The 26,462-nt window shown below is 47.6% G+C and carries 20 protein-coding genes and 1 pseudogene; 12 read left to right on the forward strand and 9 right to left on the reverse strand.

The genetic code is table 11. From position 1 onward, the window contains the following. Positions 1-44: 44 nt before the first annotated feature. The 3 genes from L5M28_RS19915 to L5M28_RS19925 all read right to left on the reverse strand — a co-directional run bounded on the left by L5M28_RS19915 (position 45) and on the right by L5M28_RS19925 (position 4,742). Complete coding sequence (locus L5M28_RS19915) at positions 45-1,829, reverse strand: GGDEF domain-containing protein (protein WP_263204254.1); 1,785 nt, start codon at positions 1,827-1,829, stop codon at positions 45-47. Between the two features lie 45 nt (positions 1,830-1,874). Next, entirely contained in the window at positions 1,875-2,903 is a 1,029-nt protein-coding gene (locus L5M28_RS19920; protein ID WP_173248009.1) for an ABC transporter substrate-binding protein, read from the reverse strand. A gap of 693 nt (positions 2,904-3,596) precedes the next feature. Next, entirely contained in the window at positions 3,597-4,742 is a 1,146-nt protein-coding gene (locus L5M28_RS19925) for a YwqG family protein (protein WP_263198057.1), read from the reverse strand. Between the two features lie 214 nt (positions 4,743-4,956). On the opposite strand from L5M28_RS19925, the gene L5M28_RS19930 reads away from it, so the two are divergent. From L5M28_RS19930 to L5M28_RS19940, 3 genes are all read left to right on the forward strand, one after another. Further along, the gene (locus L5M28_RS19930; RefSeq protein ID WP_263204246.1) at positions 4,957-6,483 is read left to right on the forward strand and encodes a YifB family Mg chelatase-like AAA ATPase; all 1,527 of its coding nucleotides are present in this window, start codon (positions 4,957-4,959) and stop codon (positions 6,481-6,483) included. Between the two features lie 109 nt (positions 6,484-6,592). Then, positions 6,593-7,495 (forward strand): acyltransferase, encoded by a 903-nt coding sequence (locus tag L5M28_RS19935; protein WP_063884657.1) that lies wholly within the window; start codon positions 6,593-6,595, stop codon positions 7,493-7,495. Positions 7,496-7,502: 7 nt separating this feature from the next. Further along, entirely contained in the window at positions 7,503-8,447 is a 945-nt protein-coding gene (locus L5M28_RS19940; protein WP_263204247.1) for an acyltransferase, read from the forward strand. A gap of 17 nt (positions 8,448-8,464) precedes the next feature. Here the strand turns inward: L5M28_RS19940 and L5M28_RS19945 are convergent, their stop codons facing one another. After that, positions 8,465-8,959: a DUF523 domain-containing protein gene (locus L5M28_RS19945; protein WP_259579358.1), complete on the reverse strand. Its 495-nt coding sequence runs from the start codon at positions 8,957-8,959 to the stop codon at positions 8,465-8,467. Positions 8,960-9,259: 300 nt separating this feature from the next. Between L5M28_RS19945 and L5M28_RS19950 the strand changes: the two genes are divergently transcribed. The 6 genes from L5M28_RS19950 to L5M28_RS19975 all read left to right on the forward strand — a co-directional run bounded on the left by L5M28_RS19950 (position 9,260) and on the right by L5M28_RS19975 (position 21,079). After that, complete coding sequence (locus tag L5M28_RS19950; RefSeq protein ID WP_263204248.1) at positions 9,260-10,027, forward strand: GntR family transcriptional regulator; 768 nt, start codon at positions 9,260-9,262, stop codon at positions 10,025-10,027. A gap of 57 nt (positions 10,028-10,084) precedes the next feature. Further along, a complete protein-coding gene (prpB, locus tag L5M28_RS19955; RefSeq protein ID WP_106649158.1) occupies positions 10,085-10,963 on the forward strand; it encodes a methylisocitrate lyase in 879 nt (292 codons plus the stop codon). Positions 10,964-11,059: 96 nt separating this feature from the next. Next, positions 11,060-12,187: a 2-methylcitrate synthase gene (gene prpC, locus L5M28_RS19960; RefSeq protein ID WP_263204249.1), complete on the forward strand. Its 1,128-nt coding sequence runs from the start codon at positions 11,060-11,062 to the stop codon at positions 12,185-12,187. Positions 12,188-12,267: 80 nt separating this feature from the next. Continuing rightward, positions 12,268-14,871, forward strand: a complete 2,604-nt coding sequence (gene acnD, locus L5M28_RS19965) for a Fe/S-dependent 2-methylisocitrate dehydratase AcnD (RefSeq protein ID WP_263204250.1) — start codon at positions 12,268-12,270, stop codon at positions 14,869-14,871. Positions 14,872-14,964: 93 nt separating this feature from the next. Beyond that, positions 14,965-16,182: a 2-methylaconitate cis-trans isomerase PrpF gene (gene prpF, locus L5M28_RS19970; RefSeq protein WP_263204251.1), complete on the forward strand. Its 1,218-nt coding sequence runs from the start codon at positions 14,965-14,967 to the stop codon at positions 16,180-16,182. 370 nt (positions 16,183-16,552) lie between these two features. Continuing rightward, complete coding sequence (locus L5M28_RS19975; protein ID WP_263204255.1) at positions 16,553-21,079, forward strand: EAL domain-containing protein; 4,527 nt, start codon at positions 16,553-16,555, stop codon at positions 21,077-21,079. A 72-nt stretch (positions 21,080-21,151) separates the two neighbouring features. Here L5M28_RS19975 and L5M28_RS19980 read toward each other — a convergent pair whose 3' ends face one another. Next, on the reverse strand, positions 21,152-22,243 hold the full coding sequence (locus L5M28_RS19980; RefSeq protein ID WP_131524942.1) for a branched-chain amino acid aminotransferase: 1,092 nt from the start codon (positions 22,241-22,243) through the stop codon (positions 21,152-21,154). A gap of 229 nt (positions 22,244-22,472) precedes the next feature. Here L5M28_RS19980 and L5M28_RS19985 point away from each other — a divergent pair, with 229 nt between their 5' ends. After that, positions 22,473-22,745 carry a Rho-binding antiterminator gene (locus tag L5M28_RS19985; RefSeq protein WP_105251101.1) on the forward strand — a complete coding sequence of 91 codons (273 nt, stop codon included), beginning with the start codon at positions 22,473-22,475 and terminating at the stop codon, positions 22,743-22,745. A gap of 13 nt (positions 22,746-22,758) precedes the next feature. After that, entirely contained in the window at positions 22,759-23,100 is a 342-nt protein-coding gene (locus tag L5M28_RS19990; RefSeq protein ID WP_263204252.1) for a hypothetical protein, read from the forward strand. Positions 23,101-23,262: 162 nt separating this feature from the next. Here L5M28_RS19990 and L5M28_RS19995 read toward each other — a convergent pair whose 3' ends face one another. Both L5M28_RS19995 and L5M28_RS20000 read right to left on the reverse strand, forming a co-directional pair. Further along, complete coding sequence (locus L5M28_RS19995; protein ID WP_219254231.1) at positions 23,263-23,616, reverse strand: RidA family protein; 354 nt, start codon at positions 23,614-23,616, stop codon at positions 23,263-23,265. A gap of 81 nt (positions 23,617-23,697) precedes the next feature. Then, complete coding sequence (locus L5M28_RS20000) at positions 23,698-25,191, reverse strand: Na+/H+ antiporter NhaC family protein (protein ID WP_263204253.1); 1,494 nt, start codon at positions 25,189-25,191, stop codon at positions 23,698-23,700. A gap of 179 nt (positions 25,192-25,370) precedes the next feature. On the opposite strand from L5M28_RS20000, the gene L5M28_RS20005 reads away from it, so the two are divergent. Then, positions 25,371-25,592 carry a cell division protein ZapB gene (locus tag L5M28_RS20005; protein WP_131524947.1) on the forward strand — a complete coding sequence of 74 codons (222 nt, stop codon included), beginning with the start codon at positions 25,371-25,373 and terminating at the stop codon, positions 25,590-25,592. On the opposite strand, the gene L5M28_RS20010 is transcribed toward L5M28_RS20005, so the two are convergent. Next, positions 25,589-25,801, reverse strand: coding sequence for a DUF1107 domain-containing protein (locus L5M28_RS20010; RefSeq protein WP_006083486.1), 213 nt, complete (start codon positions 25,799-25,801; stop codon positions 25,589-25,591). The genes L5M28_RS20005 and L5M28_RS20010 overlap by 4 nt on opposite strands. A 476-nt stretch (positions 25,802-26,277) precedes the next feature. After that, a pseudogene (gene tnpA, locus L5M28_RS20015) lies at positions 26,278-26,462 on the reverse strand (IS200/IS605-like element ISSod23 family transposase); the annotation flags it as partial.

Below are 26,462 nucleotides of genomic sequence, written 5' to 3' on the forward strand. Positions count from 1 at the left end.
GGATATCTTGGCGAAAGAGTAACATCACCTTCAACCGGCTCCCATTAAATCACTTCAACCTCGACTCTATTGCGACCTTTATCCTTAGCGCGATAGAGGCAAACATCGGCGCGGCGTAATACGTCGGCCATCTTAAACCCAGAGATCTTATCTAATGGCAAAAACACGCTGCCAATACTGATCGTCACCACTGCCAAGGGAGATACTTGATGGGGAATATTGAGTTGCTCAACGAGATAACACAATTGCGTAGCAATAGCCGTTAACTGTGCTGGCGTGACCTGCTCGACGACCAAAGCAAACTCTTCACCACCAATGCGAGCCAATAGAGCATTGTGCGGCAGGATATCGCACTGTGCTAAGGCATCAGCCACCCGCTTGAGCACAGTATCGCCTTCAAGATGACCATAAGTGTCGTTGTAGGATTTGAAATAATCGATATCCAACATTAACAATCCCGCTGGAGTGTTAGCTTGTAGCACAGTAGCTAATCTTTCGGCAAAGGGTCGTCTATTAGCTAAGCCTGTTAACTCATCGGTTTCAGCCATCACCTTTAATTGGCTATTCGCGGCAACCAGCGCTTGTTGTAGCACTATCATCTGACGCTCTTTCTGTTCGCGTAGCAGTAACTCGTTCAATGCGGAGGCGAATTGGGTCAGCATATTCTTTTTCTGGGCGTTCCAATTTAATGGCCGCGACACAGTCGACAGCGAGAGCAATCCCAATAACTCCCCAGCATTTTTAATCGCAAAGGCGGCAATCGAACATATCCCCACGGATTTCATTACCTCATATTCCTGTGGTGAAAAAGCCTTTAACGCCTCAAGATCCTCAATGACTAAGGTCGATTCCGTCTCGAATTTTTTAGCCAGTTGAGCAATATTATCTACCGAAATCACTTGGACCTTATTTGCGTGTAAGTCACTGGTCCAAAAGCTGCGGTAATAGGCATGCTGCTGATTGAATTCGAGAAGACTCACCCTTTCAACATCAAATAACTGACCTATTTTGTGGCATACTTCAGTTAAGGTTTTATCCACATTGCAGGTATCTATGCTCAAAAATTGCAACGAAATCTCTGCCAACAATTGATTCGACTGCGACTGCCAATCTAATTCTTTAGTTCGTTCTTTGACTAAGTCAGACAATAAATGCTGCTGTTGTTGCAGTGCACGTTGCTGACGTTTATTGATGGCTAAATCATTACGTATCCTTTGATACATACCCTTAAGTGACAATGCCACATGGGCTATTTCATCGGGTCTTGCGGTTACCGTCTCGGGCACAGATAACTTTTTTAACGAGTTAAGATTGATTTTATTAGTGAAATCTTCCAATGCCGACAATCTATCTGTCACCATGAGTCGCACTAAGGTCAAAATCAAATAAATCATCAATAGGGTCTTTAACCCATTACCGAGCACGATAAAAATCAACTGCCGCCACAGCTCGTAGTAAAGCCGATTGGTATCTAACCCTACGGTCAAAGTCGCTATCGACTGCTCTTGATAGGTCACAGGATAGTGAAATAGAGTTTGCGACTCATCATCGGTTAACAAAGGTTTACCCAGATGCATAGTGACGCCATCGATACTGTCTAAATGTACACTCGACACTAGTGGCATCATCCCCAGTCCAGAGAGCAAATCCGATAACAAGCTACGGTCGACGTCCCACAGTGACTTAGCCACGCTTGGCAAAATAGATTCTGAATACTCGCGGATATCCGAAGTCGCATTATCGATACTATCCTGATAGTTCCAAATCAACTGTACCAGCATAGTTAACACAGCAAAAAACGAGCTCACCCCAATAATAATCAGCGTCATCTTGTGGCTAATAGAATGATTACGATGCTTCATGTACACCTGTTATTACGCCTTGAGGGGCAACTTATTCAAAATCTGAGACTGGAAAATCTGTGGCCAATCTCGAGCAACTAACATTTGATAAAATGCCGAATCTGGTTGCAAAACACCGAACAAGGCAACATTGTCATAGGGGAGATATTTTTTATGCTGCTGATAATATTGCAATTCGACCAAACCTAAAGCGCCAACCAAAAAATGCCCGCCACCAATAACACTCACAGAGTGCTGGCGACAAAGCTGTAAAATCTCAGGTGAAGTATTGATCGTACCGACAAATACATCTTTACCAGACACCAAACCTTTTTCCTTCAATGCCTTAAGCACCCCAATCGCCATACGATCACTGGCGGTCCAAATCACATTCAGATCAGGATAACGATTCAGCAGGGTTAACGCTTGCCCATAAGCCACAGCCTCACTCCATTGGCCATAAACCGTTTGAGTCAGAGTGGCATTGGACTGCATAAAGAAATAGTCACTGGCGCCTTGGGTACGTAACACTGAAGCAGGCGTCGATTTATCGCCCGAAATCAACAGAACTTTAGCCGCCTTTCCCTCTAAGTCATCCATTAAGGCCTTAGCGGTCGCCGAACCAATAGCGTAATTATCGGGAATAATGGCAGGTAACAGATATTCTTGCCAATGGGGATCTTGCAGCAAGGCATCACGCTCACCAGGGGAAATATCATTTAAAATCAATTGCACATAGACAGGGTGAGGATAAAGCGCCTGCAGCATTTTTATCGCGGATTGTTTTTCATTAACCAGAATAACGTAATTAGGTAACGCCTTTGCAGAAGCTAACAACTCATCGAGTTGGGTGATCATCTTGAAGTGATTGCGATCGGAATGAATGATATCGAGTTTAATATCGAGTGTCGTCGATGCCGCCAACATCAATTGGTCGACATCTCCCCAAAAACTGTCATCGACAGCCCCAGGATTAAAGAAAACCACATCGAGTTTTGCCCATGCTGCCCCACCAAAACCCGCAGTACAGATAAACACACACGCTAACATCCACGAACGCATAGGCGAGTTCTCCTCGACCATGTTCCCTCAAATGTCATCCTTCACAAGAGGTCACTTTATTATTATCGATTCACAACCTTGTTACCGCATCGCCGCCCAAAATGTTGCTAAAATCGGCAGCAGATGTTTCGATTAAACCACAAAATGATACAAAGTATACTTTATATGCTGACTATTTATTCCGACACCCTGTCTGTATAAGGAGTTCGAGTGGCTCTGTAGCAGAATGTTTATGGGGATGTAAGTGGCGGCCTTATGGTCAGTCTTGCGACCTAACCACGGAGAAAATGACGGGAACTTAAAAGGAATACAAGTTAGAACTCAGACGTTAATGCAGCCTAGCGGTCAAGTTGAATCAAGGTCGTTGGAAGGGGAACCATGATTTTCAGTGGAGGGTCAACCAACTGAGACTGTGCAACGATGCCCTCATATAATGGCATAGGTTGACTAATCTCCATTAACTGATTGAAATAATTAAATATAACTATCAAGCACTCAATCTATTCAGTGGTAATCATTTCTCCCAGAATCAATCCTTTATAACTCATATTCATTCAAAGGCACTAAATTGTGCTTGCGACTCTTCTTTTAATCGGTCGCAACATACATCTTCAATCGTCTCGATATACTCCAAGTGCTGTGTAGCCCGTATCGCCCAGCAAAAAGGTTGGCTGTAGCCAACCTTTCGATGAACTAATAATCATATATGCAGTAAATGCGATCGAATTTGCCTAGCGCTAAATCCGCTTGGTGGATAATAAAATTCAACTGCATGGAGTGCTCACTATAGACGACTTTGAACAGTACTAGATAATCTTCGGCATTGCCGCCTAACTCAGCCGCAGCGTGGAGTTCGGGGGCTTTATAGCGACTATCGCCATGGCCATTAATGCTGGCGATACCATTGTAATACGGCAGCGGCTGCTCGGGGACCAGCAATGACTGCAAGCTGGATGGCTGCCACTCGGTATTAGCCCATTGCGATTGAGTGAGAATCTGGCCAGGGATGAACCCGTGCTCATTCAATTGTATCAGCTCATAGCCCTTGAGCTGATCTTGCCACTCTGGTGCCAATTCATCATCCACAACCGCTAGAGCCTCCAGCACCATAGCTTGTTGCGGTTCTGGTAGCGCTTGTAAACGTGCCTTGGCTAACTTTACTAAATGCGGGTTGTCACTATTAATCATGTCAGGGGCTATCATCTTAATGCTGGCAATCCCCTGAAGTTGATAAGCCGCCTCATACTCATAGTTTGCACATACCGCATCGTCGAACTTAAGTTCGGCAATCGCTTCCCCAGAGTTAAGCTGCTGATCCTCAGCGACATAATAGACATGGCCGCGAAGCATTTCCGAGAATCGCCAGCGCTCCAAAAAGAACAACAATCGCCCTTCTCGAGGTAAATAAGATTGAAACGCCTTTAGGTCGCTACAGTTGAGCTGTGCAATAAATTGCATGGGCACACGGAAGGCCTGCGCCGCCTCGTCCCAGTCCCAAAGATGCGCCTCATCTGTCTCCCAATCGTCCTGCCAGTCCTCCCGCCAATGCTCATTAATAAACTCGCGGGTATGGCCAAAGCTCTCAACATAGCCATCCAACATCTCCTCCCTTCCGACCAAAGTCACCGGATAATCCATGCCAACAGGCAAATCCGGCAATCCACCCAGTCGGCTATTACCTAACTGGACATAGTCTTCGATTGCACAGGGATAGAGATCGACACTACTTCGAATAAATGCCGAAAGCGTATGGGCAAGATGCGGGTCTTTAAACTGCGCCAGCTTTTGCTCTAGCAGCTGCTGACGAATGGGGGAATTTTCTGCTAACAACATATCCATATTGACCTCAGGACTCCAATGTTTGCTTTTTATCATTTCTATCAACTATTTGCTATCGTCCAATATGGCAATTTGCCAAAGCTATCACGGGAACGGTATAGCCAGATTCAGCAGCTTACTGATGAGGAGAATGACCAAGTTAATCGAAAACCCCTAACGTCAATTACTGCTACACTCAAATTCTGTGCGAAATGAACAACAAAAGGATTTGTTTATGGCGATTGCCTGCGTCAATACCCGAGCCAGTTGTGGGGTCGAAGCGCCCCAAGTCACAGTTGAGGTGCATCTGAGCAATGGCTTACCGGCATTTAATCTAGTGGGATTACCCGAAGCGTCGGTGAAAGAAGCCCGCGAGCGGGTACGCAGTGCGCTGATTAATGGGGGATTTGAGTTTCCGATGCGGCGGATAACCGTTAACCTCGCGCCTGCAGATTTACCTAAACAAGGTGGTCGCTACGATTTGCCCATCGCAGTGGGCATATTGGCCGCATCAGAACAAATCCCCCTTAATAGCCTAAAAAATCTCGAGTTTGTCGGTGAACTGGCATTGTCTGGGCACATACGTTATTGCCAAGGATTATTACCGGCGATTATCGCCGCAAAGCGCCAAGACCATACCTTGATATTGCCGCTGGATAATCGCCACGATGCCGAGTTAGTCGGCTATCCCAATGTGTTGTTTGGCTCGCACCTGCTGAGTCTGGCCGCTTATTTACAGGGGCAAAACCAACTGCCGACGTTAGCGCCACAATTAGAATGGATAAGCCAAGAGACGCCCGAGTCCCATACTTGCCTGAGCGATGTGATTGGCCAATATCAGGCCAAGCAAGCACTCGAAATTGCCGCTGCGGGGAACCATAACCTCCTGATGCTTGGCCCGCCAGGTACGGGCAAAACCATGCTTGCCAGCCGCATGATGGCGCTATTGCCCGCGCTTAATTATGAGGAAGCATTAGAAGTGGCGGCGATTCATTCCGTTGCCGGACTCGACATTAAGCCGCAGCATTTTTTGCAGCGACCCTTTCGCTCGCCACACCACACAAGTTCATCGATATCCCTCGTGGGCGGTGGCAGTATTCCAAAACCCGGTGAAATTTCCCTCGCCCACCGTGGCGTGCTGTTTTTAGATGAAGTTGCCGAATTTCCTCGGAAAGTCTTAGATTGCCTGCGCGAGCCGATGGAAACCGGCGAAGTGGTGATTTCCCGCGCAGCCGCTAAGCTGACATTTTTGAGTCGCTTCCAATTGATCGCGGCAATGAATCCCAGCCCGAGCGGTGATATTGATAGCCAACACAGATCGAGCCCCGAACAGATTCAACGTTATCTCTCAAGGCTTTCAGGCCCATTTCTCGACCGCTTCGATTTAACCATTGAAGTCCCCAAACTCCCCGCGGGTACCTTGACTCAAGCCGCGCCGCAAACAGAAACCAGCCAAGATATCGCCAAGCGGGTCAAACTGGCGCGTGAGCTGCAACTCGCCCGCGCTGGCGTGCTCAATAGTGAACTCACAGGGAAACAATTGAAACGCTTTAGCGGACTCAGTGACGCTGATTTAGTGTTTTTGGAACAAAGCGTGGTAAAGCTTGGCCTCTCGGTTCGCAGCTTTCATCGTATACAAAGAGTCGCGCGCACTATTGCCGATCTGGAACAAGTGCCTAACACAGAACGCCGCCATATTGCCCAAGCACTGGGTTATCGCGCTATGGATAGATTACTCGCCCGCTTATCCCAGCAATATTGAGTTTTCGCGGGAACAAATGTTAACAAATGCACCGACCAGCAGTGCCTAAGATTGAGCCAAACGTCGACACCGAGTAACATAGGCCTCCAATTTTTGTCAGGGGGCTCGGATGGGAACGCTGTTTTCACAGATAAAAGGCTGTATCGCATTTTTAGGCTACGTTATAAATACCGTCTTTTGGACTATCCCAATCGTGTTGATCAGTTTTATAAAACTGATACCTATCAGTCCATTAAGGACTGCGACGAGCCATGTGCTCGACTTTTGTGCCAGCGCTTGGATCAGCGTAAATGGTGTAATTGAGCGCTGCTTGCATCCGGTTAAGATAGAACTGAGTGGTGACACCGACTTTTCCACTAAAGAGTGGTATATGGTGATTGCCAATCACCAGTCTTGGGTGGATATCCTGATCCTGCAGCGGGTTTTTAACCGAAAAATCCCTTTCTTGAAGTTTTTCCTCAAGCAAGAACTGATTTTTGTGCCGATTTTAGGCTTAGCTTGGTGGGCGCTCGATTTTCCTTTTATGCGCCGTTACAGCACGGCACAGTTGCGTAAAAATCCTAAGCTAAAGGGAAAAGACATTGAAATTACTCGTAAAGCCTGTGCTAAGTTCAAGGCTAAACCGGTAAGTGTGATGAACTTTGTCGAAGGCACGCGCTTCAGCAAAGCTAAACATCAAAAGCAGAACTCACAGTTCCAACATTTGTTAAAACCCAAAGCGGGCGGCATGGCCTTCGCGCTATCGGCCATGGGTGAACAGATCCACAAGCTAGTCGATGTCTCCATTTACTACCCAGACACAGTGCCTAGCTATTGGGACTACCTGACAGGCAAGTTACCAAGCGTTAAAGTACACATCAAGGTCTCAGATATTGATCCTGCGATGCGTGGCGATTATATGAATGACCGCGATTTTAAAATTGGCTTCCAAGAGCAGCTAAATCAACTCTGGCTCACTAAGGATCAGGTGTTAAGCCAACTCGCTAGCCAAGTGAATAAAGAACAAAGGTAACGCCACTATGTTGAATTTCCTGCCTGGTTCAGTGCTGTTTATGCTGAGCTTAAGCTTGCTGATCATTAATACCGCCGTTTGGGGCTCACTTATCAGCATTGGCGGAGTAGTAAAACTCGTGATGCCAGCACAAAGTGCTCGCAATGCGGTGACTACGGTTATGAATCGTTTTATGTGGGCGTGGGCCTGCTGCAACGGTGGCATTCTATATTTGATCGCTAAAATTGAGTGGGACGTCGAAGGCCTAGAAGGACTCGATAAAAACAGCTGGTACTTGCTGATCAGCAACCATCTCAGTGGATTCGACATTGCCGCGCAAACCTATGTGTTACGCAACCATATTCCTATGCTGAAGTTCTTCCTCAAAAGAGAACTCGCCTATGTGCCGATTATGGGACTGGGTTGTTGGGCGCTAGATATGCCTTTCATGAACAGGACTAGCCCGGCAAAACTCAAGAAGAATCAGAAGCTTAAGGGCAAAGATTTAGCGACCACACGCCGCGCCTGCGAAAAATTTAAAAATATGCCTACGTCAATCATTAACTATGTTGAAGGCAGCCGTTTTACCCAAGATAAACATCAGCGCCAAAACTCGCCTTATCAGCATTTGTTACGCCCTAAAGCGGGCGGTATTGCCTTTACCCTATCGGCCATGGGTGAGCAATTTACTAACCTGCTGGATATGACTATTGTCTATCCCGATGCACCTGACGATATTCTGTTTTGGGTAATGAACGGTAAAGTCACTAAGATCATTGTTAGGATAAGAGCGTTGCCCGTACCTCAAGTCGATCCAACGCGTTATTTCTCTGAATCTGAATATCGCGTCGAGTTCCAACGCTGGTTAAACCAAGTGTGGGCGGAAAAAGATCAACAAATCGATACCTTACTGCAAACGAATCAAAATGTCGCGGATAGTGCCGACAGCGCCAATCACACTCAAGCGAGCTAGATCTGCTCAGTTCTTTTCTAACTTTGCTCTAGTTCGGCAACCCATGCTGCTGCGGCGGATAACTCAAATTCATTGAATACGGTTATCCCTGCGGCGCTGAGTTTTTCAGCCGTTAATCCCTGTCCCGCGATTAATTGCTTAGCAAATTGACCATCGTAAATCTGCCTATTACCACAGGATGGACTGCGGGCTTTTAGGATCGCCACTTTAATCCCTTCTTGCTGCGCCAGCTTAAGGGCGAGATCGGCTCCCAGACTAAAAGCGTGGGTCACATCCTCACCCTGAGCGGTTAAGATACGCTGCCCAACCCGCTCCGCTGGCTGCCTGGGTGTTGGCAAACCGCCTGCACATTCGGGACAAATCGCCACAATCCGTCCTTGCTCAAGCCACGTCTGTACAAGTTCGCTCTCCATCAAGTTATGATCACCGTCGTAGCGCACCGCTTGCCCGAGTAAACAACTGCTCACTAACACTTTTTCCACGGTCACCTCCAAGCGTGTCATTCCGCCCATAGCATAACGCGAAGGACAAACATGCAAAATGCATTTGGACGATTTCCCCCAAAGCCATCAACAACTGCAACAAGAACGGACGGCAAAAACCACTTCATTGTTGACAATTTAATATTTAAAAATTCATAAGCTAAAATATTAAAAACGAACAAATTAAAATAAAACTATAAAAATCAAAACAATAAATAAAAAGCAATTAGGATGTAGACTTACGTCTAAGTAAACACATTGTTGACAATCCACCAAGAGAGGGCTATTTTTTACCCATTGTCGACAATCCTATTAATAGTGATGCGCTCTATGTTGAAGCAAGACACGACGTTCGTTTCTGATGACACACATGTTTCCCACCTGCATAAGGTCAAATCGACCTCGGCAGATAAAACGTCGACCACACTCGCCGATCAAATTTTGGTGCAGATCCAAACCAGCATCATCAAGGGCGAACTGCCTGCAGGCAGCAAGATTAACGAGCAAGCACTGGCCGAAAAATACGGCATCAGCCGCGGCCCGACCCGCGAAGCCCTGCAAACCTTAGAAAGACAACGCTTAGTGGTGCGCGCCCCCCATGTTGGCGCCCGCGTCGCACAACTGACAGTGAGCGAACTTAACGACTTATATCAACTGCGTAGCGTACTCGAAGGCATGGCCTGCGAACTGGCCGCCAGTCGTATCACCCCAGAACAATTAGCCAAGTTAGAAGATCTACTCGCAACACAAGAAGCGGCGCTCGCCAAGGGCGATACTTACTTCCAAGAGGAAGGCGATGTCGATTTTCACTACCAAATTATTCAAGCCAGCGGTAACAAGCATCTGCAGGAAACCTTAGTCGGCGGCCTGTACCACCTGCTACGTATGTATCGCTACCAGTGCACTAATAAAAATCGTCCCGTGAAAGCGATTGCCGAGCACAGACGCATAGTCGAAGCCATTGCCCAGCGCGATGGTGAACTCGCCAGTTTGCTGATGCGCCGCCATATCGAACAGGGGCGTAAAAATACCGAATTACGCTTAATTGAATTGCAAGCCAATGCAGCCGCAAAAGAAACCTTAGCCAGCATTAGCTAAGTTTATACGGCTCAATATGCCCACTTCCCATAAATGGAAAAGGATAAGGACAAGACCATGACCCAAAGCGCAGGATTACGTTTTCGCCAAGCTCTTGCTAAGGCTAAACCGTTACAAATCGTTGGCACCACCAATGCCTATTTTGCCTTGATGGCAGAACAAACAGGCTTCCAAGCCTTGTATCTTTCGGGCGCTGGCGTTGCCAATGCGTCCTACGGTTTGCCTGACTTGGGCATGACCTCAATGAATGACGTGCTGATTGATGCAGGCCGCATCACCTCTGCCACGCAAGTGCCTTTATTGGTCGATATCGATACTGGCTGGGGCGGCGCATTCAACATTGCTCGTACCATTAAAGAATTCGAAAAAATCGGCGTCGCTGCTGTGCACATGGAAGACCAAGTATCGCAAAAGCGTTGTGGCCATAGACCTAACAAAGCGGTCGTGAGCATTGAAGAAATGGTCGATCGCATTAAAGCGGCCGTCGATGCCCGTACCGATCCTAACTTTGTCATCATGGCGCGTACCGATGCGGTCGCCGTGGAAGGCTTAGAAGCGGGTATTGAGCGCGCAAAAGCCTATATCGCTGCCGGTGCTGACATGATTTTTGCCGAAGCGTTAACTGAGCTAGACCAATATCGCCACTTTAAAGCGCAAGTCAAAGCACCGATTTTGGCCAACATGACTGAATTTGGCCAAACCCAATTGTTCAATAAAGAAGAACTCGCCGAGGCAGGCGCCGACATGGTGCTCTATCCACTGGGAACGTTCCGCGCAGCCAACCAAGCGGCACTGAACGTCATGCAAGCGCTGATGAATGATGGTCATCAACGTAACGTGCTCGACACTATGCAAACCCGTAAAGACTTGTATCAATACTTGGGCTACCACGCCTTTGAAGACAAGTTAGATCAACTATTTAGCCAAGATAAATAACCGACAAGCTGCCGCCCTACATCAGCAGCCTTAACCAATAAACGCCAGCGCTCGGCGCTGGCAATAATCAAATAGCGTTAACGGAAGGATTACATTATGTCAGAAGGTAAAAAGTTAAGCGGCGCAGGACTACGTGGCCAAAGCGCGGGCGAAACCGCATTAAGCACAGTGGGCGTGTCAGGTTCGGGCCTCACGTACCGCGGTTATGATGTGAAAGATCTCGGTGAAAATGCCACCTTCGAAGAAGTCGCCTATCTCATTCTTTACGGCGAGTTGCCCACTCAAGCCCAGCTTGATGCCTACAAAATCAAACTCAAAGGCCTTCGCGGTCTGCCGCAAGCCTTAAAAGAAGTGTTAGAGCGCATTCCTGCTGACACTCATCCAATGGATGTGATGCGTACTGGCTGCTCTATGCTAGGCAATTTAGAAGCCGAGCACAACTTTAGCGAACAGAGTGAAATCACCGATCGCCTTTTAGCCGCATTCCCATCGATCATCTGTTACTGGTATCGCTTTAGCCACGATGGCGTGCGTATCGATACTGAAACCGATGACGATCAAATTGGCGCACACTTCCTCCACTTATTACATGGCAAAGCGCCGTCGGCACTGCATGCTAAAGTGATGGACGTATCGTTAATTCTTTATGCAGAACATGAATTTAACGCATCAACCTTTACCGCTCGCGTCTGTGCTTCCACCCTGTCAGACATGCATTCATGCGTCACTGGTGCCATTGGTTCACTGCGCGGCCCGCTGCATGGCGGCGCAAACGAAGCGGCGATGGAACTGATCCAAGACATGAAAGACGAAGCCGATGCCCGCGACATATTAATGGGTAAACTCGAGCGTAAAGATAAGATCATGGGCTTCGGTCACGCGATTTACCGCGAATCGGATCCACGTAACGCCATTATCAAAGAATGGTCTGAAAAGCTGGCCGCCGATTATGGTGATGATCGCCTCTACCGCGTATCGGTAGCCTGTGAAGCCCTGATGTGGGAACAGAAAAAACTCTTCTGTAATGCTGACTTCTTCCACGCCAGCGCTTATTGCTTTATGGGTATTCCGACTAAATTGTTTACCCCTATTTTCGTGTGTTCACGGGTAACGGGTTGGGCGGCGCATGTGATGGAGCAACGCTCTAACAACCGCATCATTCGCCCAAGTGCCGATTATGTGGGCGTAGCACCCCGTAAAGTGGTGCCGATTGCTAACCGTTAATGTTTAAAAACATGAACTGGCGCTAAGGCGTCAGTTTCTCTTTAAGATCTCCAATAGATCATGTGATGAGCACCGATGTTATGAGCACTATCATAAATACCCAGTACCGCAAGCCCTTACCAGGCACTGCACTCGACTATTTCGATACCCGTGAGGCCGTTGAGGCCATTGCCCCCGGCAGCTACGCTAAGCTCCCCTACACCTCACGCGTGCTAGCGGAAAACTTAGTCCGCCGCTGCGATCCAGCGGTACTCACCGACTCGCTGAAACAGATTATCGAATCTAAACAAGAACTGGATTTCCCTTGGTTTCCCGCCCGCGTGGTCTGCCACGATATTTTAGGCCAAACCGCCTTAGTTGACCTTGCGGGTCTGCGTGATGCCATTGCCGCCAAGGGGGGCGATCCGGCCAAAGTTAACCCTGTAGTACCAACCCAACTGATTGTGGATCATTCCCTCGCAGTGGAATACGGCGGTTACGATAAAGATGCCTTTGCAAAAAACCGCGCCATCGAAGACAGACGCAACGAAGACAGATTCCACTTTATCAATTGGACTAAAAAGGCCTTTAAAAACATCGATGTTATCCCGCAAGGGAACGGCATCATGCATCAAATTAACCTAGAGCGTATGTCACCTGTAGTGCATGCTCGCGACGGTGTCGCCTTCCCGGATACCTTAGTCGGCACCGACAGCCATACACCACACGTAGATGCACTGGGCGTTATCGCCATTGGGGTCGGCGGGCTAGAAGCCGAAAGTGTGATGCTGGGACGCGCATCCTATATGCGCCTGCCAGACATTATCGGTGTCGAGCTAACGGGCAAGCCGCAAGCTGGCATCACGGCGACCGACATAGTACTGGCGCTTACCGAATTTTTACGCGCACAAAAAGTGGTGTCCTCTTATCTAGAGTTCTTCGGCGAAGGCGCATCAGCGCTGACACTGGGCGATCGCGCCACCATTTCGAACATGACACCTGAATTTGGCGCCACCGCCGCCATGTTCTATATCGATCAACAAACGCTGGATTATTTGACCTTAACCGGCCGCGAAGCCGAGCAAGTCAAACTGGTTGAAACCTATGCTAAAACTGCAGGTTTGTGGAGCGATGACTTAAAACAGGCCGAATATCCACGCGTATTACACTTTGACCTCTCGTCAGTGGTACGCACCATTGCCGGCCCGTCGAATCCACATGCTCGGGTGCCAACCTCGGAACTCGCCGAGCGCGGCATTAGCGGTGTGGTCGAAAACGAACCTGGCCTAATGCCAGATGGCGCCGTGATTATCGCCGCCATCACCAGCTGCACTAACACCAGCAATCCACGTAACGTGATTGCCGCCGGCCTAATTGCCCGCAACGCCAACGCCAAAGGCTTAAGCCGCAAACCTTGGGTCAAAACCTCACTGGCCCCCGGTTCCAAAGCGGTACAACTCTATTTAGAAGAAGCCAATTTATTACCTGAGCTTGAGCAACTTGGCTTTGGGATTGTCGGCTTTGCCTGCACCACCTGTAACGGTATGAGCGGCGCGCTGGACCCTGTGATCCAAAAAGAAGTGATCGACCGCGACTTGTACGCCACCGCCGTATTATCGGGCAACCGTAACTTCGATGGCCGCATCCATCCCTATGCCAAACAAGCCTTCTTGGCATCGCCGCCATTGGTGGTGGCCTACGCGATTGCCGGCACCATACGTTTCGATATCGAAAAGGATGTGCTGGGATTAGATAAAGACGGCAACCCAGTCAAACTGATTGATATCTGGCCATCGGATGAAGAAATCGATGCCGTGATTGCGACCAGTGTTAAACCTGAGCAGTTCCGCAAAGTGTACGAGCCTATGTTCGATTTAGCCGTCGATTACGGCGAGCAAATTAGTCCGCTGTACGATTGGCGCCCGCAATCTACTTATATTCGTCGTCCACCTTACTGGGAAGGCGCATTGGCGGGTGAACGCGCACTCAAGGGCATGCGGCCACTAGCGGTGCTGGGTGACAACATCACCACCGACCATTTATCGCCGTCGAACGCCATTATGCTCGACAGCGCCGCGGGCGAATACCTGCACAAGATGGGCTTGCCGGAGGAAGACTTTAACTCCTACGCCACCCACAGGGGCGATCACTTAACTGCCCAGCGCGCAACCTTTGCCAATCCTAAACTTAAAAACGAGATGGCAATTATTGACGGTAAAGTGCAACAAGGCTCACTGACGCGTATCGAGCCCGAAGGCCAGGTCACCCGCATGTGGGAAGCGATTGAAACCTATATGGAACGTAAGCAACCGCTGATAATTATCGCGGGTGCAGACTACGGCCAAGGTTCGTCCCGCGACTGGGCCGCCAAAGGCGTGCGTTTAGCGGGCGTTGAGGCCATTGTTGCCGAAGGTTTCGAGCGCATTCATCGCACTAACTTAGTGGGTATGGGTGTTTTACCACTGGAATTTAAAGCCGGCGACAACCGCGCCACCTACGCCATCGACGGCACCGAAGTGTTCGATGTCCTCGGCACGCCAGCGCCACGAGCGGATTTGACCGTCGTTATCACCCGTAAAAACGGTGAGCGCATCGAAGTGCCAGTAACCTGTCGTCTCGATACCGCCGAAGAAGTCTCAATCTACGAGGCGGGCGGCGTATTGCAACGCTTCGCGCAAGACTTTTTAGAGTCAAACCTGAAGTAACACTCGCGCTAAAAAGGCGGTAATGCCAATTGAAGATTACCGCCTTTGATATCGACACTAACCTGTATCGCTATTCCCCTTGGAGTTAATAGCATGAGTAACAATCTTTTCCCGCCCCAAATCAAAGTCGCCGCAACTTATATGCGCGGCGGCACCAGTAAGGGCGTGTTTTTCCGCTTGCAAGATTTACCAGAGGCCGCACAAGTTGCTGGCCCGGCACGTGATGCCTTGTTACTACGCGTAATAGGCAGCCCAGACGCTTACGGCAAACAGATCGATGGTATGGGTGGCGCCACCTCAAGCACCAGCAAGACAGTGATCCTCTCTAAGAGCACCCGCTCGGATCACGATGTCGACTACCTCTTTGGCCAAGTTGCTATCGACAAACCCTTTGTCGATTGGAGTGGTAACTGCGGCAACTTAACCGCTGCCGTCGGTGCCTTTGCCATCAGCAATGGCTTGATTGATACGGCCCGCATTCCACAAAATGGCGTCTGTACTGTGCGAATTTGGCAGGCCAACATAGGCAAAACCATTATCGCCCATGTACCCATCACCCACGGTGAAGTGCAAGAAACCGGTGATTTTGAACTCGATGGTGTGACCTTTCCTGCCGCCGAAGTGCAAATCGAGTTTATGAACCCCGCCGCCGATGCTGATGGTGATACTAGTGGTGACGCTGGCAGCATGTTCCCTACGGGTAATGTTGTCGATGTGCTAGACGTGCCGGGCATTGGCAGCTTTAACGCCACTATGATCAACGCTGGCATTCCCACCATTTTTATCAATGCAGAAGACTTAGGCTACACAGGCACTGAGTTGCAGGATGATATTAATAGCGACAACGCCGCCCTTGCCAAATTTGAGACTATTCGTGCCTATGGCGCAGTGCGTATGGGATTGATTTCACATATAGATGAAGCCGCATCACGCCAGCATACCCCTAAAATTGCCATTGTCGCCAAACCACAGACCTATGTGTCCTCGAGCGGAAAATCGGTGGCTGCAGAGGATATCGACCTACTGGTGCGTGCCCTGTCTATGGGTAAGTTGCACCACGCCATGATGGGCACGGCGGCAGTGGCAATTGGCACGGCGGCAGCAATTCCCGGCACTTTAGTCAACTTAGCCGCAAGCGGTGGAGACACTCACAAAACGATAGATGCTGTACGTTTCGGCCATCCCTCTGGCACCTTGCGCGTTGGCGCCGAGGCAAACTTAGTGAATGGTGAATGGACAGTCGTCAAAGCCATTATGAGCCGCAGCGCTCGCGTACTGATGGAAGGTTTTGTGCGGGTGCCCGCTGCGTAATTTTATCTAAGTAAACAGTTCAACCAAAGACCTTGCTTCTCCCCCTTCCGGCAAGGTCTTTTTTCTATTCTCGCCCATCATTTTAATCTGCTTCGCCCGTATTTGTCTTAGCATGATATGTTGACATACCTGAAACAATGCTAAGATCCTTTAGCAAAAACGCCAGAATACAAACTCGTCATAAAAAGAATATTGGCAGTGAAACGGTACAGTTAATATATTGCATGATCTATTACAGAATCGCGCCCATTGATTTTGGTTATTTTTAAACCAAGTCAGCAATTTAAGTCGCATTTTTACAGCAAAATGGCATGTAAGGTCTAGGCTAAGAACTAAACTAAATAGAAACCTAATCAGGATGGGTCCGTTTTTGGTAGGGGAAAATTTGAGTCAACTAATCCACAAGCTAATGTTAAGTACGCTTTTTATCCTAAGTTTGTGGGGGATCTCGTGCAATGGATTAGCTCAACCATTGAGCGCGGCTTCTACACAGCTCAAATTTGAACATATTCGCAGTGAAGATGGCCTTACCCAAAATACGATTACTAGCCTGTTTATGGACAATGCCGGTATGTTATGGATTGGCACTCAAGATGGTTTGCATGCTTATAACGGTCACAGCTTCAATATTTTCCCCCATTCACCCAATGATCCGAGGAGTATTTCTGAGAGCTATGTCTCTGACATTATTCAAGACTCAGAAGGTAATATCTGGGTTTCGACTTTCAGCCAAGGGGTAAATCGACTCGATTTGAGCACAGGGACCTTTGAACACTTTGGCCAAGAACAAGGGCTTACCGATCCGCGCACAACCAAACTCAGCGTTGTAGGCAATACACTCTGGATTGGTACTAAAGCAGGACTATTTTCCCTATCGACCAAAACCAAACGCATTACCCAAGTAAACTTAGGTAATAGTGTTCAACCCCACATCACCAGCTTAGTCAATGTTGAAGACACTTACCTTCTGGCAGGAACACAAGATAGCGGCACCTTTGCTGTCAGTGCCAATACTATCACTCGCTTAAATGTCCCGCAGAATCTCACTGCACATCAAATTAGGGCACATTCCGCTAATGCGATCACTTTAGCTCTGGGTGAGCAATTATGGCATTACAACTTGGCCTCACAACAGGGCGAAATCCTCTGGCAGACAGACGATAATGTGCCTTACATTAAGGACTTTATCCAAACTGAACAGGGTAATTTTTGGGTTGTTGGGCCAGAAGCTGGTCTTATTCAACTCGAGAGAAACGATAAAGCATTTACTGCGACCTACCACAGGTATGATCCTAAGCGTACCAACAGTATCAGTGAAAATAACATGCTGAGCTTACTGCAAGATCCCTTTGGTAATTTATGGTTAGGTGCCAGTTATTCTGGTCTAGATAAAATTAATACCCGTCGTCAGTATTTTCAGCATATTTACGAATCCACCCCTAACCTGTCGCAACAAAGTAACAACATTCGCACCTTGTTCCGCAGCCAAGATAATGCGCTATGGATAGGCACCGAAGGTGCTGGGCTTAAACGCATGTTGGCCAATGGAAAATATGAACACTACACGGAGCTCTTTGCTAACGCCTTAGGGATGCATCAACGCAACTTGAATCTTATCCTGCGAGATATAGACCAAGACAAAAATGGCGTGCTTTGGTTTGCCACTAACTATGGGCTAGGTCGACTGGCGCTAGATGGCCACTTCCAGTTACTCAAGGTGACAGAACGCACTGATCAAGGCTCAGAAACCAATTATATCCGTAGTTTAGATATTGATGAGCAAGGTCGCCTCTGGGTGGCAACAACCAATGCCCTCTACCGTAAGGCGATAGATACCGATGAATTTACTTTTATCTCATTGGCACATATTGATAATTTCTATCCGGCACAAAACCAGTTTTTAATCCTCAGAACACACAAAGACACGCTATGGATAGGTACTCTCGATGGCCTGCTTAAGCTGGATATGAAAACAGGCACAGGTAAATCCTACTTCCATCAATCCTCAGACAAAAACAGCCTGATCAACAACCGCGTCCGCGATATTTTAGTCACAAAATCGGGCGAGGTATGGTTTGCCACCCATGGTGGGATCAGCAAGTTACCGTCCCAAGAGACTGATGCAGGTTTTAGCCACTATACCCGCAATCAGGGATTACCAAGTGATACCATCTATGCCTTACTCGAGGATCAAGAACACAACATTTGGTTTAGTAGTAATGCGGGGATAGGAAAGCTCAATCCTAAAACCAATCGTGTCATCATATTTAATGAGCAAGAAGGGCTACAAGCACTGGAGTTTAACGGTGGCGTAAAACTTGAAGACAGCGATGGCGATCTCTGGTTTGGTGGCATTAATGGCATAAATCGTTTCAATCCAAAGTCAATTCCAGATCAACGACCCGATGTTAAAGTCGCACTCACTGGCTATAGTATTGCGGGTAAAGGGCACACTATTCTCGATTTGAGCCATCCACCTAGCATAGTAATGGACTATAGCGATCAGCTGATCAGTTTTGAGGTGACCTCATTGGATTTCAGCTATACGGGTAAAAACCGCTTCAGCTATTTTCTTGAGGGATTTGATAACGAATGGCATGAGCTCCCCACAGGTAATGAAATTACCTTTACCAATATTAATCCTGGTCACTACCAACTGCATGTTCGCCATGGGCTGCAATACAACTCTCAAGGTGACTACGCCCTTTCTGTCGATCTTCATGTAAAAGCGCCCTTCTATCGAACTCAGTTCGCCTACGCCCTCTATAGCTTGCTCTCTCTATGGCTGTTGGCTTGGATCATTATCTGGCGTAAAAGAAAACGTCAGCAACAGCGCGAATTTGAAACCAGTATCCGCGCCTCAGAGGAGCGACTCAAACTTGCACTTTGGGCCTCTGGCGATGGCATGTGGGACTGGAACATACCAGAAAATCGAGTTTATCGTACCAATATGGATTCTTCAGTCCCCCATTGGAATAGCAGCAATATAGCCCATGAGAGCATGCACTCAGAGGATAGAGAAAGATTCAAATTTGAGCTTAACGAACACCTTCAAGGTCGTTCGCCTTTCTTCGAAGCAGAGTACCGAGTCGAACGCTCCCCCGGTAATTGGGTATGGATTTTAGACCGCGGTAAAGTGGTGGAAAAAGATACCCTAGATAATCCGATCCGTATGACAGGGACCAACCGTAACATTACCTCGCGCAAACTGATTGAAAACGAGTTGGTACTGTCATCACAAGTGCTCAACAGTATGAACGAAGCCGTTGTAGTGGGAGGATTAAATTATCGAATTCGTTCGGTCAACCCAGCATTTTGTGCCATTACAGGGTACACAGAACGCCAAATAACCGACAGGCATTTCATTCACCTAGCCTTTAGTCGCCAACAGCGGGAGTTGTTCAATACGATTGAACAACAGCTACTGCGTCACAAACATTGGGTAGGAGAACTGTGGATCCGCAATAAACAACGTCAGGCCATTTTAGTCTGGCTTGAAATCAACCAAGTGATCGATATCAAAGGCGAAACCAGTCACTTCGTTGCAGTATTTACTGACATCACAGAGCGAAAAAAAGCCGAAGAAGATCTGCGTTTCCTCGCCAGCTTCGACACATTAACTGGCTTACCGAACCGAACCTTATTTCAAGACAGGCTCAATCACGCGATTACTCAAGCGCACAGAGCGAATAATATCGTTGCCTTGCTGTTCTTAGACCTCGACCGCTTTAAACATATCAACGACTCTATGGGTCATCATGTCGGGGATTTGTTACTGAAAGCCGTGGCAAGACGACTGCAAAATGCGGTACGTGATGGCGATACTGTCGCACGCTTAGGTGGCGATGAATTTACTATTATTTTAGAAGGTGTTGCGAAAACAAAAGCCGCAACCCTGATCTCAGAAAAAGTGCTCAGAGCATTCCAAACGCCCTTCCTATTGGACGATAAAACGCTGACCATTTCGACCTCAATTGGTATCAGCTTATATCCTAACGATGCGGACAATGCCGACTCACTGATTAAATTTGCCGATACCGCCATGTACCACGCAAAATCATCAGGTCGAAATAACTTTCAGTTTTATACCTCTAAGTTGAATGAAATCGCCACCCGTCATGTACAACTCGAAAGTGGTTTAAAGGAAGCTATCCAACGCAAAGAACTAAGCTTGGTTTATCAACCTAAATTCTGTTTACGAGATGGTTCACTCACAGGACTGGAAGCACTTTTACGTTGGTATCACACTGAACTTGGCCCCATTTCCCCCGTCGAGTTTATTCCGCTGGCGGAAGAAACGGGTATCATCACCCAAATTGGCCATTGGGTGATCAATCATGCTTGCCAGCAATTAGCCGAATGGAATAGCTTAGGATTTAACGGGATCACTATTGCCGTCAACCTATCGGCTCGCCAACTGAAGGCGGACATTATCTCCACCATCGAAGTCGCTTTAGCCGTATCAGGTCTCCCGGCTCAATCTCTTGAGCTTGAGCTTACTGAATCAATGATCATGGGCAATCCGCAAGAGTCGGTCAGCATCCTATCTAAACTCAAGGCCCTAGGATTGACCATAGCCGTGGATGATTTTGGTACGGGTTATTCGAGCCTAAGCTATCTCAAACGCTTCCCGATAGACACACTCAAAATCGATCGAGAATTTGTCAGAGACATCACCAACGATCCCGACGATGCCGCCATCACCAGCGCCATTATTGCCCTCGCTCACAGCTTAGAACTGAATGTCGTCGCCGAAGGCGTAGAGACCCAAGAACAGCTTAACTTCTTGGCGATGCAAGGTTGCGATCAAGTACAAGGTTTTTTACTGAGTAAACCCTTAAATGCCGAAGATTGTTTAACCCTACTCAAAAATCAATCTAAGCCACAGCCACTTTGATTTAAGGCATTATCGACAAAAACAGCCAATAAAAAAGGCTCCTAGGAGCCTTTATACATCACCACAAATTCCTTACTTTGCTAAACGTTCAACACGCTTAACCCAGCCTTCAGGACCTTTAATATGGCCCTTTTGGATTTCGGTATACAGTTTATAGATGCGCTGAACATGCTCGCCCACTTCACCATTACCGACAGTGACAACATGGCCATCTTCAAAAATGTAGGAGCCCACAGCAGAAACCACGGCCGCCGTCCCAAAACCACCCGCCTCGATAATTTCACCTGATTCAATATCAGCGATAAATTTATCAAGCATGACAGTCTCTTGGCGCACTTCACAACCGAGCATCTCACCCAATTCCATAATGGATTGCGAGGTGATCGACTTCAAAATAGTATCTGTGAAGGTTGGAATAATCACAGTGCCATCTTTTAAGATGTGGAAATGGTTCATCGCGCCCGCTTCTTCAATCTGTTGATTGGTCGAATCGAGATATAACACTTGCGATGCACCAAAGGCTGCCGCCGCTTTACCCGCACGCAACGAAGCCGCATAGTTACCCGCGGCTTTTGAGGCGCCAGTGCCACCCGATACAGCACGATGGAAAGTTTTGCTGATCAGCAAGCGTATGCCTTTGTTCACGCCAGCCGCGTAATAAGCGCCACTTGGGCTTAACACGACACAGAAGGTATAACGCGAACTTGGGCTCACAGAGAGGCGGTCTTCGGTCGCAAAAATAAAAGGACGAATATACAGACACGCGCCTTCTTGCATCGGGAACCAGAGGCGATCGACATCGATCAACGCATTGATCGCATCCATCTGCATTTGTTCATCGATATTGGGAATACAGACGATATCGGCGGAGCGATTCATCCGCTCGGCATTCTTATTAATACGGAAAGTATAAATCTCACCGTCTTCATGCATAAAGGCTTTAGCGCCTTCGAAGATCGACTGGCCATAATGCAACGCCATTGCACCCGGTGCCATTTCAAATGGTCCATAAGGAACGATGCGCGGATCGCACCATTGTCCATCATGATAATCCATCAAAAACATATGATCGGTTCTGAGGCTACCAAAGCCCACATTCCCTTCGGGCTTGAATTGCTCAGTACGGCGCTCGGACGCAGGTTTTAAATTGTAAGTTATTTCCATCGCATACCACCTTGATTACTGAACAAGCAGACTAGGGAGCGACAGGAATAAAGTCAAGAGGGGCGCGCATATCTAAAGGTCTAAGCAAATAAAAAACTCGCTAACACGCTTGGTTCAACTTTTCACACGGCCTCAGAGACAGAATAAAACAATCCGCATTGGGTCACACATAATGCCAATGGCAAGTATTTTTGCCACAATAGGGTCGAACTTCCAATGAGATGATCCTATGTCAGATTATAAAATGATCCCCTGCGCCCACTACGACTATCTCGAACTCGCTTGTCTGCGTGGTTATCAACTCAACATTGAGCTTATTGATGGCACCCAGTGCCAAGGTAAAGCCATCACCACGCAGACAAGAGCCGACAAAACTGAGTGGCTTATCATACAACTGCAACAAACTAAACAATCCCTTAGACTCGACCATATCGCCGCCATCACGCCCCTCGAGCCTAATGCTGAATTTAGCCGAGTACTCATTGCGGCCAAGCAACCCTAGCAAAGGATATAACATGGCAACTATGATTTTATCGGTTGAAATCGGTCACTGGATCGGTGGGCATAACGGCAAATACCCCCATCTCATTGAATTTGATATGGCACATCTGGATAGACCCTTTCAGGTCAGCGAAGGTTGGGGGCATGGTTTAGGAGGCTCCGCTTACTCACTCGCACAATTTGTCGAAACGCCTTATTTCCTCAAACTCAAAACCGAGGCTCCTTGGGCGTTTGCCATTATCGCACAAGGCTTAGCCCAACAAGATATTGAGACTATCGCCACCGCACTCTCAGAACAATATGGGGATCATCCGCCGCTTGTCCCTACACATTTAATGGAATACTTATTAGGTTAAAGCTAAAGGGTTTTGTTAGAAGAGAGTGGACCTGCTGAACAATACAGGTTTAGTTAGCGAGGTGTATTGCGGAAAAGCTTCACCGAGTCATGACACTCGGTGACAGGATTCGAAATAGGAATCGAAACAGGTTTCTAAACGGGACGAAAAATAGCTTAGCGCTTAAACCGCAACCGCCGCAATCACAGAGACTTCAACCAAATATTCTGGCTCGGCAATAGCGGCTTGCACACAAGCGCGGGCTGGCGCATGGCCTTTAGGCACCCAAGCATCCCATACCGCATTCATTGCATCATAATCACCCATATCTTTCAGATAAATAGTCGCTGACAGTAAATACTCACGCGAACTTCCCGCCTGCGCTAACAAGGTATCGACCTCCTCAAGCATAGTGACAGTTTGCTCGGTGATGCCTTGATACTTGTCCTTCGCCACTTGACCACACAGATACACAGTACCTTGGTGGATCACTATACTGCTCATGCGGGTACCTACATCTAAACGGGTAATACTCATATTGATAATCTCTTAAATCAGATGCACTTAAATAAATGGCTCAGCAAGAACCGAATCGGCTATTTTAACGATAAACAGGCTTTATGTCTGCGCCACAAATCTGGGCAAAGGTGAATAAAAACGTGCCATCAAGGCAAATAATCCTAGGCTACAGCTCACCACTGCCAGCCACACTAACGGCGTCGCCACGGCTAAATTGACTAATTGAAATCCGACTAATGCTGCGCATGCCGCGATCAAAGCAAAGGGTAACTGAGTCACCACATGGTCATGGGGAGCGCAACCTGAGCTGGTCGCACTGAGCACGCTGGTATCTGAAATGGGCGAGCAGTGGTCGCCAAAAACCGACCCCGCCATCACAGCGCTCAGTACAGGTAACAACAAATGAGGATCTAAGTTATGGGCAATCTCTGCGCCAATAGGGATCATAATTGCAAATGTTCCCCAGCTTGAACCCGTCGCAAAAGCCATTATCGCGCAGAGTAAAAACATTCCCGCTACCAGCAGGTGCGGAGAAAGATAAGCCTTAGCCCAAGCAGCCAATAATTTAGCGACGCCAAGATCTTGGATCACAGCGCCAATCATCCAAGTGCAGAGTAAAATCGCAATGGCGAAGGAGATCATGCGAACTCCGTGGCTCAAATCCCCCACTAACGCCGTTAAACGTCGCCCAGACAAGCCTAACATGGCAAGAGTGACCAAGGTTGCCAACAAACAAGCATCGCGCATAGAAGCGCCAATATCAGCCTTAGCAAGCCAGAGTGACACATCCCAAGAAGAGACCTGCTGAGCCCCAGACCACAAAGTTAATCCCACTGAAGCAGACAGCAGAGTCAGCATAGGGATTGCGAGCAGCCAAGGATTTCCCTTAACCTCGACCGTATTGGAGGATTCCACAGCAGTAACAGCAACAAAAGAGTGAAAACCTACGCCATACCAAGCGACGAGTACGGACAAGCCTAAGGTCACTATGGCGTAAAAGTTAAATAAGGCCACCTCAATAAAGGCTTCCAGCGGCGACACGGGCAAAAAGCTGATCCCCGCGATAAGCGCCATCACATAAGGGCCCCAACTGGAGAAAGGCAATAGCGCGCATAAAGGCGAAGCATTGGAATCAACTAAATAGGCGAGCTGCTCATGGCGAATACCATAACGCTGGCTGAGCGGCTGACACACATGGCCGACAGCAAGACAACTGAAAATCCCATCGATAAACACTAACCAACCAAGAAATACGACCCCAAGACGCGCCTGACGTTCAGTACGAATACGGCTATACAGCCAATCACCAAACTGCCCCACGGCACCGCCACGTGCTAACAATTGCGTCATGCTACCGAGCAGTAACATGGCGAACAGCACATTGAGATGCCACGCTTGCCAAGCACCTTGGGCATAAAATTGTTTTACACCGATATCAAGCAAATACAACCCCGTTTGCAGCGGGTCAAATTGGGCGATCAATAGGGCGCCAGAGACGATACCAACGCCTAACGCCACCAGCGTGCGGCGTAAAAACAGGGCTAAGGTTAAGGTCAACAGTAACGGGAGTATGGCGAGCAAACTAGGCGACATGGACCATTCCGATAAAAAATAAAACCAAGAATACTAACGAGTTAATAACAAATGCAAAAAAACTTAATTTAGAACCCAGTAATAGGGTGTTTTTTAACCAAACGGCAAGAATCGCTATTCCTTAAGTTCTAGGCACTGCTAGAATCACAGTCCCATCCAGAAACCATAGGACTCTCCAGATGAGCCTTGAATTACTGTCCAAACTGGAAACCAAAATCCAGGCTGCACTCGAAACTATCGAGCTTCTAAAAATGGAGCTTGAAGAAGAGAAGCAAAAAGCGTCTACGCTGAGTGAGCACAATCAACAATTGAATGAGCAAAACCAGCAACTACAAGAAGAACTCACTTCTTGGAACGAAAAAGTGACTGGCCTTGTTGGCTTGTTAAACAGCGAAATCTAAACTGCATTAGTTTGATGATGCTGCGCTTCGATCAGTTCGTTCAATTCTAAAATAGCCTGCTTCACTTTTGGCAGGCTTTTTCTTGGCAGTAAAAACCGTCCCTTCTCAAATTCCAATCGTCCTAAATCTTTAACCCAAATAACACCAGTGAGAAAAATACGCGCGTGCTTAACGATAAGCTTAGGTGCGTAGACAGGAAAAACTCTCATATGACCACCTACAAGCATTCTTGTTGTTATTGATTACAGTTGTTTGACAGAAACTTTGCCACTTGAGTTTCATCGTTAGAGTGGTATTTTTCATCTTTTATCACCAAAAATACTTAATCGTTTGATTTAGTTAAACTATGAATATGTCACCCTGTGAGCAAAAAAGAAGAACGCCATAATAATGTCACTTGCCAATTTTTTGACACTCTGCTAAATTATTAGCGTTACTCAGGGTAAAAATGAGTCCTCTGGCTCAAGTCCGTACTTTCTTTTACAAGAAGTACGGTTTTTTTTGCCCATTTTTTGCCTCGTCTTTATTCAATAAGTTCAAACGACTAGCCTACAGAGGCCTAACTCAGTACGTTAAACTCCCTATCAAAGCGCTATTTGCCTTGTTGTTGCCAACCGCCCCAGTAAAGAATCCGCCTTCTTAGAAGGCGGCTTTGACTTGCCCCTGGAAGGGGCTATTCCAAAAACTACATCATCTGCAACGACAATTGAGCCTCATGTTCCTGATCTTGTTTATCTTGATGGCGCACATATCGTCTAATGATTTCTTCATTAACACCTACTGTATCTACAAAATAACCTCTGGCCCAAAAGCTATTGCCCCATAGCTTTTTACGTACATGAGGGAATTTATTGAATAGCCTTATCGCAC

This window comes from Shewanella sp. SW32 (assembly GCF_025653365.1).
Taxonomy (GTDB): Bacteria; Pseudomonadota; Gammaproteobacteria; order Enterobacterales; family Shewanellaceae; genus Shewanella; species Shewanella oncorhynchi.

Bases quoted from the DNA above. Each gene is read 5' to 3' on its own strand.
- L5M28_RS19915 (WP_263204254.1), bottom strand. From the start codon at position 1,829: ATGACGCTGATTATTATTGGGGTGAGCTCGTTTTTTGCTGTGTTAACT.
- L5M28_RS19920 (WP_173248009.1), bottom strand. From the start codon at position 2,903: ATGCGTTCGTGGATGTTAGCGTGTGTGTTTATCTGTACTGCGGGTTTT.
- L5M28_RS19925 (WP_263198057.1), bottom strand. From the start codon at position 4,742: ATGGATATGTTGTTAGCAGAAAATTCCCCCATTCGTCAGCAGCTGCTA.
- L5M28_RS19930 (WP_263204246.1), top strand. From the start codon at position 4,957: ATGGCGATTGCCTGCGTCAATACCCGAGCCAGTTGTGGGGTCGAAGCG.
- L5M28_RS19935 (WP_063884657.1), top strand. From the start codon at position 6,593: ATGGGAACGCTGTTTTCACAGATAAAAGGCTGTATCGCATTTTTAGGC.
- L5M28_RS19940 (WP_263204247.1), top strand. From the start codon at position 7,503: ATGTTGAATTTCCTGCCTGGTTCAGTGCTGTTTATGCTGAGCTTAAGC.
- L5M28_RS19945 (WP_259579358.1), bottom strand. From the start codon at position 8,959: ATGGGCGGAATGACACGCTTGGAGGTGACCGTGGAAAAAGTGTTAGTG.
- L5M28_RS19950 (WP_263204248.1), top strand. From the start codon at position 9,260: ATGTTGAAGCAAGACACGACGTTCGTTTCTGATGACACACATGTTTCC.
- prpB (WP_106649158.1), top strand. From the start codon at position 10,085: ATGACCCAAAGCGCAGGATTACGTTTTCGCCAAGCTCTTGCTAAGGCT.
- prpC (WP_263204249.1), top strand. From the start codon at position 11,060: ATGTCAGAAGGTAAAAAGTTAAGCGGCGCAGGACTACGTGGCCAAAGC.
- acnD (WP_263204250.1), top strand. From the start codon at position 12,268: ATGAGCACTATCATAAATACCCAGTACCGCAAGCCCTTACCAGGCACT.
- prpF (WP_263204251.1), top strand. From the start codon at position 14,965: ATGAGTAACAATCTTTTCCCGCCCCAAATCAAAGTCGCCGCAACTTAT.
- L5M28_RS19980 (WP_131524942.1), bottom strand. From the start codon at position 22,243: ATGGAAATAACTTACAATTTAAAACCTGCGTCCGAGCGCCGTACTGAG.
- L5M28_RS19985 (WP_105251101.1), top strand. From the start codon at position 22,473: ATGTCAGATTATAAAATGATCCCCTGCGCCCACTACGACTATCTCGAA.
- L5M28_RS19990 (WP_263204252.1), top strand. From the start codon at position 22,759: ATGGCAACTATGATTTTATCGGTTGAAATCGGTCACTGGATCGGTGGG.
- L5M28_RS19995 (WP_219254231.1), bottom strand. From the start codon at position 23,616: ATGAGTATTACCCGTTTAGATGTAGGTACCCGCATGAGCAGTATAGTG.
- L5M28_RS20000 (WP_263204253.1), bottom strand. From the start codon at position 25,191: ATGTCGCCTAGTTTGCTCGCCATACTCCCGTTACTGTTGACCTTAACC.
- L5M28_RS20005 (WP_131524947.1), top strand. From the start codon at position 25,371: ATGAGCCTTGAATTACTGTCCAAACTGGAAACCAAAATCCAGGCTGCA.
- L5M28_RS20010 (WP_006083486.1), bottom strand. From the start codon at position 25,801: ATGAGAGTTTTTCCTGTCTACGCACCTAAGCTTATCGTTAAGCACGCG.